Consider the following 14340-nt stretch of genomic DNA (forward strand, 5'->3'; position numbering starts at 1 on the left):
ACGCGGCTCTGACGTCGTCGGCGCTGACCCCACCGGTTCGAGCCGGGCCGGCACCAGAGCCGCCGGCGAAGAGCTCACCGACGCCGATGCCGCGAGCCGCGCCTCCGTCAGCGCGAGTTCCGAGCGGCGCACCGCTTCCGAGAGCCCCGCTTCCTGAGGCGCCGGTTCCGGAAGCACCGGTTCCGGAAGCACCAGGCCCGGAAGCACCAGGCCCGGAAGCACCAGGCCCGGAAGCACCAGGCCCGGAAGCACCAGGCCCGGAAGCACCAGTTCCGGAAGCGCCGGTTCCCGAAGCGCCAGGGCGGCCTGCGTCAGGGGGCGGGGCAGAAGGTCCGGTGCCCGCCGGTGCTCGGCCGAGGATCGGCCAGCCGGGCGCGATGACGGGTGCGCCGGGGCCGAGCTCCGGCGCGGCGGGTACGAGCCGCTGCGACGCCAGGCCGCCCGTAGGCCGGTGCCAGGCTCCCGCATCCGATGCCTCGGAAACGGTTGTGGCGAAAACGGCCAGGGCGGCCGTCACCGGGATGACTCGCTGAACCACACTCACTGCATCGCCCCTGGGAGTCGCTACCGGCAGCGCACGCCAGCAGTGTCCCAGCGCGCTACCGCGCAGGTCACAGGGTTGCAAAGACCCTCACGTAAAATCTTCGCCGACGTCAGCGAATCATCCGGAAAAAGGTACGGATGCCCGCCACCACCGTGTCCGGCGCCGCCATGGCCACCATGTGGCTGGGGCTGGAGAAGTCCCCCCAGTAGACGATGTCGTTGCCGCGCTCGGCGATCCGGCGCAGCACCGCGGGCCCGCCGTGCGTCACCCCGGTCGGCACGGCGCGCTGGTCGACCGGCAGCCCGGCCGCCCCCTCGTAGTACGTCCACGACGACGACCCGCCGGTCCCGGTCAGCCAGTAGAGGCCGGCGTTCGTGAGCACCAGGTCACGCTCGACGGGCTCCTTCTCCGATCCCCACCCGTCGAACTCCTTGAACCGCTCCACCAGGTACGCCAGCTGCGCCACCGGCGAGTCGGCGAACCCGTACGCGAGCGTCTGCGGCCGGGCGGCCAGGTAGGGCCCGTATCCGCTGCCCCCGGTCATCCAGGCGCTCATCTCGGCCAGCGTGGCGCGGTCCTCCTCGCTCAGCCCCTCCAGCTCGGCGGGATCGCCCGTGGGGTACCCGAGCCCGCCCGTGATGAGCGAGCCGACGACGTGCTCGGGGTCCAGCGCGGCCAGGCGCGACGTGACCAGGGCTCCGGCGTCGTTGCCGTGCGCGCCGTAACGCTCGTACCCGAGCCGGCGCATCAGCTCCGCCCAGGTGCGGGCCACCCGGTCGATGCTCCACGGCCGCTCGTCGGCGGGCTCGGGGAACGACGAGAAGGCGAACCCGGGCAGCGAGGGCGCCACCACGTGGAAGGCGACGCCGGGGTCGAGCCCGTGACCGCGCGGGTCGGTGAGCGGCCCGATGACGTCCAGGAACTCGGCGACGGAGCTGGGCCAGCTGTGGGTCAGGAGCAGCGGCAGGGCGTCCGGCTCCGGCGAGCGCACGTGCAGGAAGTGGACGGTCTGGCCGTCGATGTCGGTGGTGTACTGCGCGAACGCGTTCAGCCTGGCCTCCTGCGCCCGCCAGTCGAACCCGTCGGCCCAGTAGGCGGCCAGCTCGCGCAGGTAGCCCACGGGAACGCCCCTGCTCCACCCGCCGGGCAGCTGCCCCGCCCATCGGGTACGCCGCAGGCGTTCCCGCAGCTCGTCGAGGTCGGCCTGCGGGATGTCGATGCGGAAAGGTGTGATCATGCCCGCGAGGCTAGGCGGCAACGCGGAAGAGCTCGTTCCGCGCATGCGAAAGGCCCCGCACGGATTTCCCGTGCGGGGCCTTCAGCGAACCTCAGCCAGTCCTGGAAGACCTCAGCTCTGGCCGCCCGCGAGCTTCTCGCGCAGAGCCGCGAGCGCCTCGTCAGAGGCGAGCGCGCCGCTGGCCGGAGCCGACGACGAGCCGCCACCCTGCTGGGGCTGGGTCTCGCCGGTGTAGGACGAGGGAGCGGCCTCGCCGGCCTCCGCCTCGGCCTTGCGGGCCTCCTCGATCTGCTTGCGGTGAGCCTCGAAGCGCTGCTGGGCCTCGGCGTACTGCCGCTCCCACTCCTCACGCTGCTTGTCGAAGCCCTCGAGCCATTCACCCGTCTCGGGGTCGAAGCCCTCGGGGTAGATGTAGTTGCCCTGGTCGTCGTAGGTGGCCGCCATGCCGTACAGCGTCGGGTCGAACTCGACCTCGGTGCCGACGCCCTCGTTGGCCTGCTTCAGCGAGAGGCTGATGCGACGACGGTCGAGGTCGATGTCGATGATCTTGACGAAGATCTCGTCGCCGACCTGGACGACCTGCTCCGGGATCTCCACGTGGCGCTCGGCCAGCTCGGAGATGTGGACCAGGCCCTCGATGCCCTCCTCGACCCGGACGAACGCGCCGAACGGCACCAGCTTGGTGACGCGGCCCGGCACGACCTGGCCGATCTGGTGGGTGCGGGCGAACTGCTGCCACGGGTCTTCCTGAGTGGCCTTGAGCGACAGGGAGACGCGCTCGCGCTCCATGTCGACGTCGAGGACCTCGACCGTGACCTCCTGGCCGACCTCGACCACCTCGGACGGGTGGTCGATGTGCTTCCAGGACAGCTCGGACACGTGGACCAGGCCGTCGACCCCACCGAGGTCGACGAAGGCGCCGAAGTTGACGATCGAGGAGACGACGCCCTTGCGGACCTGACCCTTCTGGAGGGTGTTGAGGAACGTCTGGCGAACCTCGGACTGCGTCTGCTCGAGCCAGGCGCGGCGCGACAGAACCACGTTGTTGCGGTTCTTGTCGAGCTCGATGATCTTCGCCTCGAGCTCACGGCCGACGTACGGCTGCAGGTCGCGGACGCGACGCATCTCCACCAGGGACGCCGGGAGGAAGCCACGCAGGCCGATGTCGAGGATGAGACCACCCTTGACGACCTCGATGACGGTGCCGGTGACGATGCCGTCCTCGTCCTTGATCTTCTCGATCGTGCCCCAGGCGCGCTCGTACTGAGCCCGCTTCTTGGACAGGATCAGGCGGCCCTCTTTGTCCTCCTTCTGGAGAACCAGGGCTTCGACGTGCTCCCCGACCTCCACGACGTCAGCGGGATCGACATCGTGCTTGATGGAAAGCTCACGCGAGGGGATGACACCCTCGGTCTTGTAGCCGATATCGAGAAGAACCTCGTCTCGATCGACCTTGACGACGGTGCCCTCGACGATGTCGCCGTCGTTGAAGTACTTGATGGTCTCGTCGATCGCCGCGAGGAAGGCTTCCTCGGACCCGATGTCGTTGACCGCTACCTGCGGGGTGCTCGAGGTGGCCTCAGTGCTGGACGTCATGTGTGGAATTGCTCCGAACGCGGACAGGATGTCGATGTGGCGGACGCGCGGCAGGCCCTCTTCCGCATCAAGCCGAGGAATTACGACATCGACGTGACCGAGCGCGAGCCCGCTCCGTCTGAGGCGCGCGCGAGCCCACAGCGCAGCGATCAGCATATGAGACGATCGCCACGGGGTCAATCCGGGGAGGGTTCAGTACGGGAAGACCTGGAGCCCTCACTTGGGAATGATATTACCCCGCGGCTCATCCGGCCCGTCGATCGCTCCGGCCCGCCGGCGGCATCCGTCCACTCCAGCAGGGGTTGCCGGCTCGGTGGACGGGCGCTCCCCCTCGCACCGTCGCTCCGGACACCCGGACGAATCCAGGGGGTCCAGATTTTCCCGTTGGGCGAAAGGGACGCGCCCCGCCGAGCGGCACGCCGGCGAGAACCATAGCGCGCGGCCCTCCCCCGGCCCTCTGGGCAGCCTCCCGTCAGGAGGCGTGTGCTGCGCTCAGTGGCCGGCGTCCTCCCACGTACGGCCGACGCCCACGGAGACCTCCAGGGGCACCCTCAGGTGGTAGGCGGCGTTCATCTGGTCGCACACGAGCTGCCTGAGCGGCTCCAGCTCGCCCGGCGCCACCTCGAACACCAGCTCGTCGTGGACCTGCAGCAGCATCCGCGAGGCCAGCCCCTCCTCGCCCAGCGCCCGCCGGACGTTGAGCATGGCGACCTTGATGATGTCGGCGGCCGAGCCCTGGATCGGGGCGTTGAGCGCCATCCGCTCGGCCATCTCGCGGCGCTGGCGGTTGTCGCTGGTGAGGTCGGGCAGGTAGCGGCGGCGGCCCATGATCGTCTCGGTGTAGCCGTCGGTGCGGGCCTGGGAGACGATGGCGTGCAGGAAGTCGCGTACGCCGCCGAACTCCTGGAAGTACTCCTCCTTCAGCGCCCGAGCCTCGGCCACCGGGATGTTGAGCTGCCCGGACAGGCCGAAGTCGGACAGGCCGTAGGCCAGGCCGTAGTTCATCGCCTTGATCCGGGCCCGCAGCTCGCCGTCGATCTGCTCGGGCGGCAGGTCGAAGACCCGCGCCGCGGTGGCCTGGTGGAAGTCGTGGCCCGACTCGAAGGCCTCGATCAGCGACTCGTCGCCCGACAGGTGAGCCATGATCCGCAGCTCGATCTGGCTGTAGTCGGCGGTCAGCAGCGTCTCGTAGCCCTCGCCGACGACGAAGCCCTGCCGGATGCGACGGCCCTCGGCGGTGCGGATCGGGATGTTCTGCAGGTTGGGCTTCTCCGACGACAGCCGGCCCGTGGCCGCGATGATCTGGTTGAAGGTGGTGTGGATGCGCCCGTCGTCGGCGATCTCCTTGATCAGCCCCTCCACCGTGGTGCGCAGCTTCTGCTGGTCGCGGTGGCGCAGCATGATCGTGGGCAGCTCGTGCTCGGTCTGGGCGGCGAGCCAGGCGAGCTGGTCGGCGTCGGTGCTGTAGCCGGTCTTGATCTTCTTCGTCTTGGGCAGGTTGAGCCGGACGAAGAGGATCTCCTGCAGCTGCTTGGGCGAGCCCAGGTTGAACTGCTCGCCGACCGAGCGGTGGGCCTCCTCCACGGCGTGCTTGACCGCGGCGCCGAACTCGGCCTCCAGGCCGGCGAGGTATTCGCTGTCGACGGCGATGCCGGCCCGCTCCATCTCGGCCAGCACCGACAGCAGCGGCAGCTCGACGTCACCGAGCAACTGGGTGCCGCCGCGCCCGGCCAGGAAGGTCTCGAGGGCGTCGGCCAGCTCGCGCACGGCGTGGGCGCGCAGCGCGAGGTCCTTGGCCGGGGCGTCCTCGTCGTCGCCGAACAGCGCGGCCTGCCCGCTGGGCGCCTCTTCTGCCCGCAGGTCGCGGTTGAGGTAACGCCTGGCCAGGTCTTCGAGGGCGAACGTGCGCTGGCCCGGCAGCGCGAGGTAGGCGGCCAGCGCGGTGTCGCAGCTCAGCCCGCGCAGCTCCATGCCCTGCGCCCAGAGCGCCAGGATGGGCCCCTTGGCGTCGTGGACGGCCTTGGGCTTGGCGTCGTCGCCCAGCCAGGCCCGCAGCGCGGCCTCGTCGGCCTCGGTGAGCTTGACGGGGTCGATGTGGGCGGCCGTGCCGTCGGGCGAGGCGACGGCGATGCCGTCGATGCGGCCGGTGCCGCTGCCGTAGACGCCGCGGAAGGCGAGCCCGGCGCGGCCCTCGGGCAGCGCGGCCAGCCAGCCGGCGACCCGGTCGGGGCCGAGCAGCACGGTCTCGACCTCGAAGCCCTGGTCGGGCTCCTGCTCGGCGGTGCCGAGCACCTTGAACACCCGCTCGCGCAGCTCGCCGCGGATCTGCAGGGTGTCGAACAGCTTGTTGATCTCCTCGCGCTCCCACGTGCCCTGCCGCAGGTCGCCGAGCTCGACGTCGATCGGGACGTCGCGCAGCAGCTCGGTGAGCCGGCGGTTCATCAGGACCTGGGCGACGTGCTCGCGCAGCTTGTCGCCGACCTTGCCCTTGACCTCGTCGACCCGGTCGACGAGGGCGGTCAGGGAGCCGTATTCGCGCACCCACTTGGCGGCGGTCTTCTCCCCCACGCTCGGGATGCTCAGCAGGTTGTCGCTGGGGTCGCCGCGCAGCGCCGCGAAGTCGGGATACTGCTCCGGGGTGAGGCCGTACTTCTCCTGTACCGCCTCGGGGGTGAACCGGGTCATGTCGCTGATGCCGCGCCGGGTCATCAGGACGGTGACATGCTCGTTGACCAGCTGCAGGGCGTCGCGGTCGCCGGTGACGATCAGGACGTTCATGCCGTCGGCGGCCGCGCGGGTGGCGAGGGTGGCGATGAGGTCGTCGGCCTCGAAGCCGGCCTTGGACAGGCGCGGGACGCGCAGCGTGTCGAGCAGCTCGTAGATGAGCTGCATCTGACCGCGGAAGTCTTCCGGGGTCTCGCTCCTGTTGGCCTTGTAGTCGGCGTACTCCTCGTGGCGGAACGTCGGCTCCGACCGGTCGAAGGCCACCGCCACGTGCGTCGGCTGCTCGTCACGCAGGATGTTGGTCAACATCGAGGTGAACCCGTAGACCGCCTCGGTGTGCTGACCGTCGGTGGTCATCAGGTTGGCGTCTTTCAGCGCGTAGAACGCACGGTAGGCCAGCGAATGCCCGTCGAGCAGCAACAGGCACGGGCGGCTGGGGGTCACTTCACTCTTCGGCACACCCGCAGCCTAGTCTGCCTCTCCGACAGAAAACCCGAGCTCGGAAGAGTGGAGGCGTCCCCTTGACGCAGACCAACCCCGTGGATCTCTCGATCTTCGGCGACCTGCACCGCGACACCCTGGCCGACCGCATGGGCATCGAGTTCCTCGAGGCCGGCCCGGAGCGGGTCGTGGGCCGGATGCCGGTCGAGGGCAACACCCAGCCGTACGGGCTGCTGCACGGCGGAGCGTCGGCGGTACTGGCCGAGACGCTGGGTTCGGTGGGCGCGGCCATCCACGCCGGTCCCGAACGCATCGCCGTGGGCATCGAGATCAACGCCACCCATCACCGCTCCGCGACCTCCGGCCACGTGACGGGCGTGGCGACGCGGCTGCACGGCGGGCGGACGCTGGCGACGTACGCCATCGAGATCACCGACGACCAGGGACGCCTCGTCTGCACCTCCCGCCTCACCTGCATGTTGCGCGACCGCTGACCCCCTACGCGCCTGCGCTCTCCCTTTGCGCCTCACCCCCGCCGGTCGCTACGGTGGTGCCAGGCCGGAGCCCGCGGGGAGGCTCAGTAGAAAACGTGCAACGGCTGGGAAGCCTTGCACGGCCCCAACGGCAGACCCGCGGGCTCGTCCTCAATTCTCTGCGATCGTTGTCGATCCGTTATGCGCAATGCCAGGCGTCATCGGTGATTTAGCCCCTGACCAGGCCCGTTATTTGCTCACATCCGTGACACACACATGTCACTAATTGGTGACGAACGATACTTAAACGGGCGTATCACGAATAAGCTCCCGCCATTGCATCCCAGTTGTGCCTGCGATGCGCGCGCGTCGAGATGGAGGGGCACAACCCCGCCTTGACCTACTTGAGGGAGCACCATTGCGCAGAGCCGTGATCGCGTTCACGGCCTTCTTGGGTGGACTCGTCTTCCTGCTGGTCGGCCCCGCTCATGCGGATCCCGCCGACTGTCAGGGTCTGAGGGGAACACTCACATTCCAAGGCCAGCCAGTGAACGGCGCCAGGATCGCCGTGTCGACCGAGGGCGGACAACCCGTCGAAACGGTCACCAGCAACGCACAAGGCGCCTGGGACGTGCAAGTCGAAGACCCAGGGCGGTACCGGGTCACCCTGGATCCCGCCAGCCTTCCCCAGAACACCGAGGTCCGGGGTGGCAACAACGTCCGCACGCCGACCGTCTACGAGGGCAACTGCTCCTCGGTCCTGTTCGCCCTGCAGGCCAAGGGCGCCGCGGGTCAGCAGCAGGGCGATGAGGCCGGCGGGAGCAGCTCGTTCTGGACCCAGGCCGCCCAGCTCACCTTCGAGGGACTCAACCTCGGCCTGATCATCGCGCTGGCCGCTCTCGGCCTGTCGCTGATCTACGGCACCACCGGCCTGACGAACTTCGCCCACGGCGAGCTCGTCACGCTCGGCGCGATCCTGGCCTACGCGTTCAACGTGGGGTTCGGGCTCCATCTGATCCCCGCGGCCGTCTGCGCGGTGATCCTCGCCGGGATCCTCGGCTACGGCCAGGACCGCTTCTTCTGGGGCCAGCTGCGCAGGCGCGGCACCGGCACCGTCGCCATGATGATCATCTCCATCGGTGTGGCGCTCTTCCTGCGGTACATGTACCTGATCCTCTTCAGCCCGCAGACCGAGTCGTACGCCCAGTACACCGCGCAGCCGGGCATCGAGATCGGGCCGATCTCCGCCGCTCCCAAGAACCTCGTCGCCATGGGCATCGAGCTGCTGGTGCTGGTCGTCGTGGGCATCGCGCTGCTGCGCACCCGCACCGGCAAGGCGGCCCGCGCCGTGGCCGACAACCCCGCGCTCGCGTCGTCGTCCGGCATCAACGTCGACGGCGTGATCAGGATCATCTGGACCGTCGGCGCGGCCATCGCCGCGCTGGCCGGCATCATGCTGGGGCTCTCGCAGAACCTCAAGTACACGATGGGCCAGGACATCCTGCTGCTCATCTTCGCCGGCGTGACCCTCGGCGGCCTCGGCACCGCGTTCGGCGCCCTGGTGGGCTCCCTCGTGGTGGGCCTGTTCATCCAGGTGTCCACGCTGTGGGTGCCGCCGGAGCTCAAGAGCGTCGGCGCCCTGGCTGTGCTCATCATCGTGCTCCTCGTCCGGCCCCAGGGCATCCTGGGCCGCCGTGAGCGAATCGGCTGACCGGGGGAGGGTCATCAATGGACTGGATCACGATCTTCAGCACCACCATCAAGTCGGCCGTCGGCGTGGAGACCGTGCTGTACGCGCTCGCCGCGATCGGCATCAACATCCACTTCGGCTACACCGGCCTGCTCAACTTCGGCCAGGCGGCGTTCATGGCCGTGGCCGGTTACGGCCTGGCCGTCACCGTCACCGTCATGGGCCTGCCGTTCTGGGTGGGCATCGTCATCGGCCTGGTGGCCGCGGCGATCCTGGCGCTGCTCATGGGCATCCCCACGCTGCACCTGCGGGCCGACTACCTGGCCATCGTCACCATCGCCGTGGCCGAGATCATCCGGCTGGTGTTCCGCTCGGTGGCCTTCAAGGACATCTTCGGCGGCTCCGACGGGCAGCGCGGCTTCAGCGGCGGCTTCCAGGCGCTCAACCCCTTCCCCGAAGGTGACTACGGCTTCAACCTCGGGCCGATCCCGATCTTCTTCCCGCACTGGCAGCTGTGGGTCATGGTCGTCGGCTGGCTGCTCATCGCCCTGTGCTGCTTCATCGTCTTCCTGCTGATGAAGAGCCCGTGGGGCCGCGTGCTCAAGGCCATCCGCGAGGACGAGGACGCCGTGCGCAGCCTCGGCAAGAACGTCTTCTCGTACAAGATGCAGTCGCTCGTCCTGGGCGGCGTCATCGGCTGCCTCGGCGGCTTCGTGTACGGCCTGGCCTACGGCTCGGTGCAGCCGGACGTCTTCGGCACGGAGACCACGTTCTTCCTCTACACGATGGTCATCCTGGGCGGGGCCGCGCGCGTGTTCGGCCCGGTCATCGGGGCGATGCTGTTCTGGGTGCTGCTCGTCCTGCTCAACGGCACCCTGAGCGAGGCGGTCGCGGCCGGCGTCATCACCTTCATCGACACCAGCCAGGCCGGCGCCCTGCGGTACGTCTTCGTCGGTCTCGGCCTCATCCTGTTGCTCGTCTTCCGGCCACAGGGCATCTTCGGCGACAAGAGGGAGATCGCAATCGATGCACGCTGAAACCACCGGCGCGACCGCGGCCATCGACCGCAGGGCCGCCGCCGAGGCCGTCTTCAAGGACATGGCGCGCGATCCCGGCGTGCCCAAGCCCGACCCGATCCTGGTCGTGGACGACGTGGTGCGCCGGTTCGGCGGTCTCACCGCGGTCGACGTCAAGCACGTGGAGGTCCAGCGCGGCTCGATCACCGCGCTGATCGGCCCCAACGGCGCGGGCAAGACGACGTTCTTCAACCAGCTCACCGGCTTCGACACCGCCGACTCGGGCGCGTGGACGTTCAACGGCAAGCCGATGAACGGCGTCCCGGCGCACAAGGTGGCCAGGCGCGGCATGGTGCGCACGTTCCAGCTCACCAAGGCCCTGTCGCGGCTCACGGTGCTGGAGAACATGCGCCTGGGCGCCCAGCACCAGAAGGGCGAGAACTTCTGGCGGGCCCTCATCCCGGGCGCCTGGCGCCGCCAGGAGGCCGAGATCACCGAGCGGGCCGAGGAGCTGCTGGCCCGCTTCAAGCTCGACGCCAAGCGCGACGACTTCGCCGGGTCGCTGTCCGGCGGCCAGCGCAAGCTCCTGGAGATGGCCCGCGCGCTCATGGTGCAGCCCGAGCTGGTCATGCTCGACGAGCCGATGGCCGGCGTCAACCCGGCGCTGACCCAGTCGCTGCTCGGCCACGTCAAGGACCTGCGCGAGCAGGGCATGACGGTGCTCTTCGTGGAGCACGACATGGACATGGTCCGCGACATCAGCGACTGGGTGATCGTCATGGCGCAGGGCACGGTCATCGCCGAGGGCCCGCCCTCGACGATCATGTCCGACGAGCGCGTGATCGACGCCTACCTCGGCGCCCACCACGACGCGCCCCTGTCGGAGAGCGAGCTGGAGGCGCAGCTGCACGACGCCGAGGCCGCGCTGGAGGCCGAGATCGAAGAGGAGACGCAGAAGTGAGCAGCGCAGAAGAGCCGGTCCAGTCGAAACAGGCCGTCACCGACCGCAGCGCCCACCTGGAGGGCGCCAAGGACGCGGTGCTGCGCTGCGACGAGCTGATCGCGGGCTACCTGCCGGGCGTCAACATCCTCAACGGCTCCGACCTCTACGTCAAAGAGGGCGAGCTGATCGGCATCATCGGCCCCAACGGCGCCGGCAAGTCGACGCTGCTGAAGGCCATGTTCGGGCTGGTCACCATCCGCAGCGGCACGGTGCTGCTCAAGGGTGAGAACATCACGAACATGAAGGCCCACTCGCTGGTCTCCCGCGGTGTCGGCTACGTGCCGCAGACCAACAACGTCTTCCCCAGCCTCACCATCGAGGAGAACCTCGAGATGGGCGCCTTCCAGGTGCCGGGGAAGTTCAAGGAGCGCTTCGAGTTCGTGGCCGAGCTGTTCCCCGCGCTCAAGGAGCGGCGCAAGCAGCGCGCCGGCTCGCTGTCCGGCGGTGAGCGGCAGATGGTGGCGATGGCCAGGGCCCTGATGACCGAGCCGTCGGTGCTGCTGCTCGACGAGCCGTCGGCCGGTCTGTCGCCGAAGCTGCAGGACCTGGTCTTCATCCAGGCCCAGCAGATCAACAAGGCCGGCGTGACCGTGATCATGGTGGAGCAGAACGCGCGGCGCTGCCTGCAGATCTGCCACCGCGGTTACGTGCTCGACCAGGGCCGCAACGCCTACACCGGCACCGGCAAGCAGCTCGCCGACGACCCCAAGGTGATCCAGCTGTATCTCGGCACGCTCGCCAAGGCGTAACGAGAGATCGGGAAGGGGCCTCCCCAGGAGGCCCCTTCTTCGTTTTCACTGTCTGGTGTGAACCGTTTCGCGATCGTGGCGCTGATCCTGCCCGTCCTGCTCGCCGGCTGCCAGGAGGACGCCTCCTCGGCGCGGAAGTACAGCACCGGCGGCGATCCCACCGACAACCCCTGCGCCCGCGTGGTCTCCATCATCGGGTACGCCGACCAGCTGCTGGAGCCGAAGGGCGAGGAGGAGCGGCAGGACTTCGAGGACGCCGTGCTCGGCCGTGTGGCCGAGGTGCGCGGCACCACGCAGGAGTTCGGCGGCCGGCTGCCCGGGGCGCTGCAGGACGCCGTACAGGCCGTCGAGACGACCACCCGGGGACTGTCCAGGAGCGACGTGCCGCACGAGCGGCAGGTGGCGCTGCTCAAGCGGTACCGGGCGGCGGCCGACCGGATCGTGGCGGGTTGCCCGCGGTGACTCCGGACAGCGGACCGGACAGGGGACCGGACAGGGGAAAGGGCCCGGTCGCGGTGACCGGGCCCTTGAGGTGTTCGGCGGTGAGTCGTCAGCCGGCGATGTTGCCGGTGCGGTACTCCAGTGCCTTCACCGGGTAGGTGTTGTCGTCGCCGTACTGGTAGATGCCGATGGTGGCGGTGGCGGGGTCACCGGCGTCGTTGAACTCGATCGGACCGCTGATGCCGTCGTAGTCGATGTCCGTGCCGGCCTTCAGCAGGTCGACGCACTCCTTGAAGTTGGTGCACTTCTCGCCGCCCTTGCTGACGTCCATCAGCTTGCCGGCGATGTCGACGCCCGCGTCGCTCTTGGCGGCCTCGGCCGCCAGCGCGATCAGGTTCGCCGCGTCGTAGGACTCGGGAGCGTAGGTGAAGTCCTCGAGCTCGGGGTCGATCTCCATGAGCGCCTGCCGGAACTCCTCCGGAGCCGCGGCGCCGGGGTAGGTGCCCTTGACGCCCGTCAGCGTGCCCTTGGGCAGCTCCTTGTAGTTGGTGTTCGACATGTTGCCGTCCACCATGTACCACTTGTGCTTGTCGGCGGGCAGGCCCTGCTTGACCAGTTCCTGCACGACCTTGAGGGTCTCCTCGAAGCCGATCAGGATGATGCCCTTGGGGTTGGTGGACTTGATCCGGGCGACGTCGGCGGAGAAGTCGACGGCCTTCGGGTCGTAGTCGACGCGATCGACCACCTGACCGCCGCCCTCGGTGATGGTCTTCTGGACCTGGTCGGCCAGGCCGGTGCCGTACGAGTCCTGCATCGCGAAGATCGCGACGGTGTCGTTGCCGTCGGCGACGACCAGGTCGCCGAGGACGCGGCCCTGGAGCTGGTCCGGCGGCGCGGTACGGAAGTACAGGCCCTTGTCGGCGATCGTGGTGAACTTGTCGGAGGTGTTGGCCGGCGAGAAGTGCACCACGCCCGCGCCGGTGATCTTGTCGATCACCGACTCCGACACCGACGAGGAGGCGGCGCCGATGACGGCGTCGGCCTTCTGCGCCAGCAGCTTGTCCACCGACTGCGAGGCGATGTTCGTGGTCGTGTCGCCCGAGTCGGTGTCGTGCTTCACCACCGGCTTGCCGAGCACGCCTCCGGCCTCGTTGATCTCCTTGAGCGCGAGGTCCACACCCGCGAACTCAGGCGGGCCGAGGAACGCCAGCGAACCGGTCTGGGGCAGCAGCGTTCCGAGGGTCAGCGTGCCGTCACCCTTGGCGGCGGGCGCCGACGAGGCCGGCGCGGCACTCTGTGAAGTCTGCGTGGCGGTGTCGCCGCCACCACCGCAGGCTGTCAGGGCAAGGCTCGTGGCAGCCACGACAGCCAGCGCCCGTCCCACGGGAGCAATGCGGATCATGAAGTGTCTCCTTCATTTCCAGGCCGGGATCCGTCAGCACCGCCGAGCGTTCCCGATCGAATGACGGAAACGTACAAAATTGCTGGGTACTCGAACTAGATGCGGAGAGGAACTGTCGGCACTTGGATGCGGAGTCGTAATCAGTCCTCAACTTACGGACCTGGGGGAAGGAGGCTTAATCTGCGGTGGGTGAAGCGGATGTGCGTCCTTCTGGCAGCGGTGGCCCTCATTGCCGGTTGCGGCGGGGCGGAGCCGTCTTCGCAGGCACCCGCGGGTGTTTCTGTCTCGCTGGCCCAATGGCGTTCGGACGAGCCGGTCCACAACCTTCAGGTCGCTGTCCGAAATATCGGCGAAACACCGGTGTTTTTCGCCGACATCCAGCTCGTCACACCGTCATTTAGGACGCTTCCCCCTAAAAGGGTTGAGACCACTATCGGCCGGACGAACCGCACGGACATCCCCATCCCGTACGGCGCCGCCAACTGCGCCCCGGACCGGCTGCCCGAGCTGGGCCCCGCCACCGTCGTGGCGCACGTCGCCACCGGCGGCGGGCAGCCGCGCAAGGTGGTGTTCGCGGTGCCGCACCCGGACCCGCTGCTGACCAGGCTGCTGCGCGACGAGTGCTCGCAGTACCTCGTCGAGCGGGTGGCGACCATCGAGTTCGGCCCGCGGTGGACGGAGGCGGGCGAGGTCATGCGCACGACGCTCGTGGTCACCCGGCGCGGCGCGGGCGAGGTGGCGCTGGGCGACCTGGGCGGCACGACGCACTACAACGTCGGCCTGGAACGCAGACCGCTGGGCGTGCTGCCGGCCGATCGGCAGCGGATGGAGGTGCCGGTCGAGCTCACCCCCGCCCGCTGCGACGGGCACGCCTTCGGCGAGGCCAAGAAGGCGTTCATGTTCCCCGCCCGGGCGAGCCTGGACGGGGGCGAGGAGCGCGTGGTCATCGTGACGCCGCCCAAGCCGGTGCAGGACCGCCTGATCCGCTACGCGCAGCGGGCCTGCGGCCTGGGCGGCGGCTGAG

The 14340-nt window shown here is 69.0% G+C and carries 11 protein-coding genes; 7 read left to right on the top strand and 4 right to left on the bottom strand.

The features are described 5' to 3' along the window. Nucleotides 1–653: 653 nt before the first annotated feature. From ACIBP6_RS17050 to polA, 3 genes are all read right to left on the bottom strand, one after another. A complete protein-coding gene (locus ACIBP6_RS17050) occupies nt 654–1781 on the bottom strand; it encodes an epoxide hydrolase family protein (protein WP_397053082.1) in 1128 nt (375 codons plus the stop codon). A 111-nt stretch (nt 1782–1892) separates the two neighbouring features. Continuing rightward, nucleotides 1893–3377 carry a 30S ribosomal protein S1 gene (gene rpsA / locus ACIBP6_RS17055; RefSeq protein WP_397053084.1) on the bottom strand — a complete coding sequence of 495 codons (1485 nt, stop codon included), beginning with the start codon at nt 3375–3377 and terminating at the stop codon, nt 1893–1895. A gap of 492 nt (nt 3378–3869) precedes the next feature. Beyond that, nucleotides 3870–6560 (bottom strand): DNA polymerase I, encoded by a 2691-nt coding sequence (gene polA, locus ACIBP6_RS17060; RefSeq protein WP_397053086.1) that lies wholly within the window; start codon nt 6558–6560, stop codon nt 3870–3872. A 131-nt stretch (nt 6561–6691) separates the two neighbouring features. Between polA and ACIBP6_RS17065 the strand changes: the two genes are divergently transcribed. The 6 genes from ACIBP6_RS17065 (at nt 6692) to ACIBP6_RS17090 (ending at nt 11935) form a co-directional block, all read left to right on the top strand. Next, nucleotides 6692–7036 (top strand): PaaI family thioesterase, encoded by a 345-nt coding sequence (locus tag ACIBP6_RS17065; RefSeq protein ID WP_397053412.1) that lies wholly within the window; start codon nt 6692–6694, stop codon nt 7034–7036. 610 nt (nt 7037–7646) lie between these two features. Beyond that, entirely contained in the window at nt 7647–8726 is a 1080-nt protein-coding gene (locus ACIBP6_RS17070; protein WP_397053088.1) for a branched-chain amino acid ABC transporter permease, read from the top strand. Nucleotides 8727–8743: 17 nt separating this feature from the next. Continuing rightward, nucleotides 8744–9742: a branched-chain amino acid ABC transporter permease gene (locus ACIBP6_RS17075; protein ID WP_132614237.1), complete on the top strand. Its 999-nt coding sequence runs from the start codon at nt 8744–8746 to the stop codon at nt 9740–9742. Continuing rightward, nucleotides 9732–10682, top strand: coding sequence for an ABC transporter ATP-binding protein (locus tag ACIBP6_RS17080; protein WP_397053090.1), 951 nt, complete (start codon nt 9732–9734; stop codon nt 10680–10682). Before ACIBP6_RS17075 ends, ACIBP6_RS17080 begins: the two co-directional genes overlap by 11 nt. Then, nucleotides 10679–11473 (top strand): ABC transporter ATP-binding protein, encoded by a 795-nt coding sequence (locus ACIBP6_RS17085; protein ID WP_132614233.1) that lies wholly within the window; start codon nt 10679–10681, stop codon nt 11471–11473. The genes ACIBP6_RS17080 and ACIBP6_RS17085 overlap by 4 nt, the downstream gene beginning before the upstream one ends. Nucleotides 11474–11530: 57 nt before the next feature. Continuing rightward, nucleotides 11531–11935 carry a hypothetical protein gene (locus tag ACIBP6_RS17090; RefSeq protein WP_397053092.1) on the top strand — a complete coding sequence of 135 codons (405 nt, stop codon included), beginning with the start codon at nt 11531–11533 and terminating at the stop codon, nt 11933–11935. Between the two features lie 88 nt (nt 11936–12023). Here the strand turns inward: ACIBP6_RS17090 and ACIBP6_RS17095 are convergent, their stop codons facing one another. Beyond that, nucleotides 12024–13316: an ABC transporter substrate-binding protein gene (locus ACIBP6_RS17095; RefSeq protein ID WP_397053094.1), complete on the bottom strand. Its 1293-nt coding sequence runs from the start codon at nt 13314–13316 to the stop codon at nt 12024–12026. Between the two features lie 360 nt (nt 13317–13676). Between ACIBP6_RS17095 and ACIBP6_RS17100 the strand changes: the two genes are divergently transcribed. Further along, a complete protein-coding gene (locus ACIBP6_RS17100; protein WP_397053096.1) occupies nt 13677–14339 on the top strand; it encodes a hypothetical protein in 663 nt (220 codons plus the stop codon). Nucleotide 14340 lies beyond the last annotated feature (1 nt).

Origin of the sequence: Nonomuraea terrae (assembly GCF_044465245.1) — a bacterium.
GTDB classification, from domain to species: domain Bacteria; phylum Actinomycetota; class Actinomycetes; order Streptosporangiales; family Streptosporangiaceae; genus Nonomuraea; species Nonomuraea terrae.

What these genes read in the sequence shown, in the direction of transcription:
- ACIBP6_RS17095 (WP_397053094.1), bottom strand. Translation starts at nt 13,316, where the DNA reads ATGATCCGCATTGCTCCCGTGGGACGGGCGCTGGCTGTCGTGGCTGCC.
- rpsA (WP_397053084.1), bottom strand. Translation starts at nt 3,377, where the DNA reads ATGACGTCCAGCACTGAGGCCACCTCGAGCACCCCGCAGGTAGCGGTC.
- ACIBP6_RS17065 (WP_397053412.1), top strand. Translation starts at nt 6,692, where the DNA reads ATGGGCATCGAGTTCCTCGAGGCCGGCCCGGAGCGGGTCGTGGGCCGG.
- ACIBP6_RS17080 (WP_397053090.1), top strand. Translation starts at nt 9,732, where the DNA reads ATGCACGCTGAAACCACCGGCGCGACCGCGGCCATCGACCGCAGGGCC.
- ACIBP6_RS17050 (WP_397053082.1), bottom strand. Translation starts at nt 1,781, where the DNA reads ATGATCACACCTTTCCGCATCGACATCCCGCAGGCCGACCTCGACGAG.
- ACIBP6_RS17075 (WP_132614237.1), top strand. Translation starts at nt 8,744, where the DNA reads ATGGACTGGATCACGATCTTCAGCACCACCATCAAGTCGGCCGTCGGC.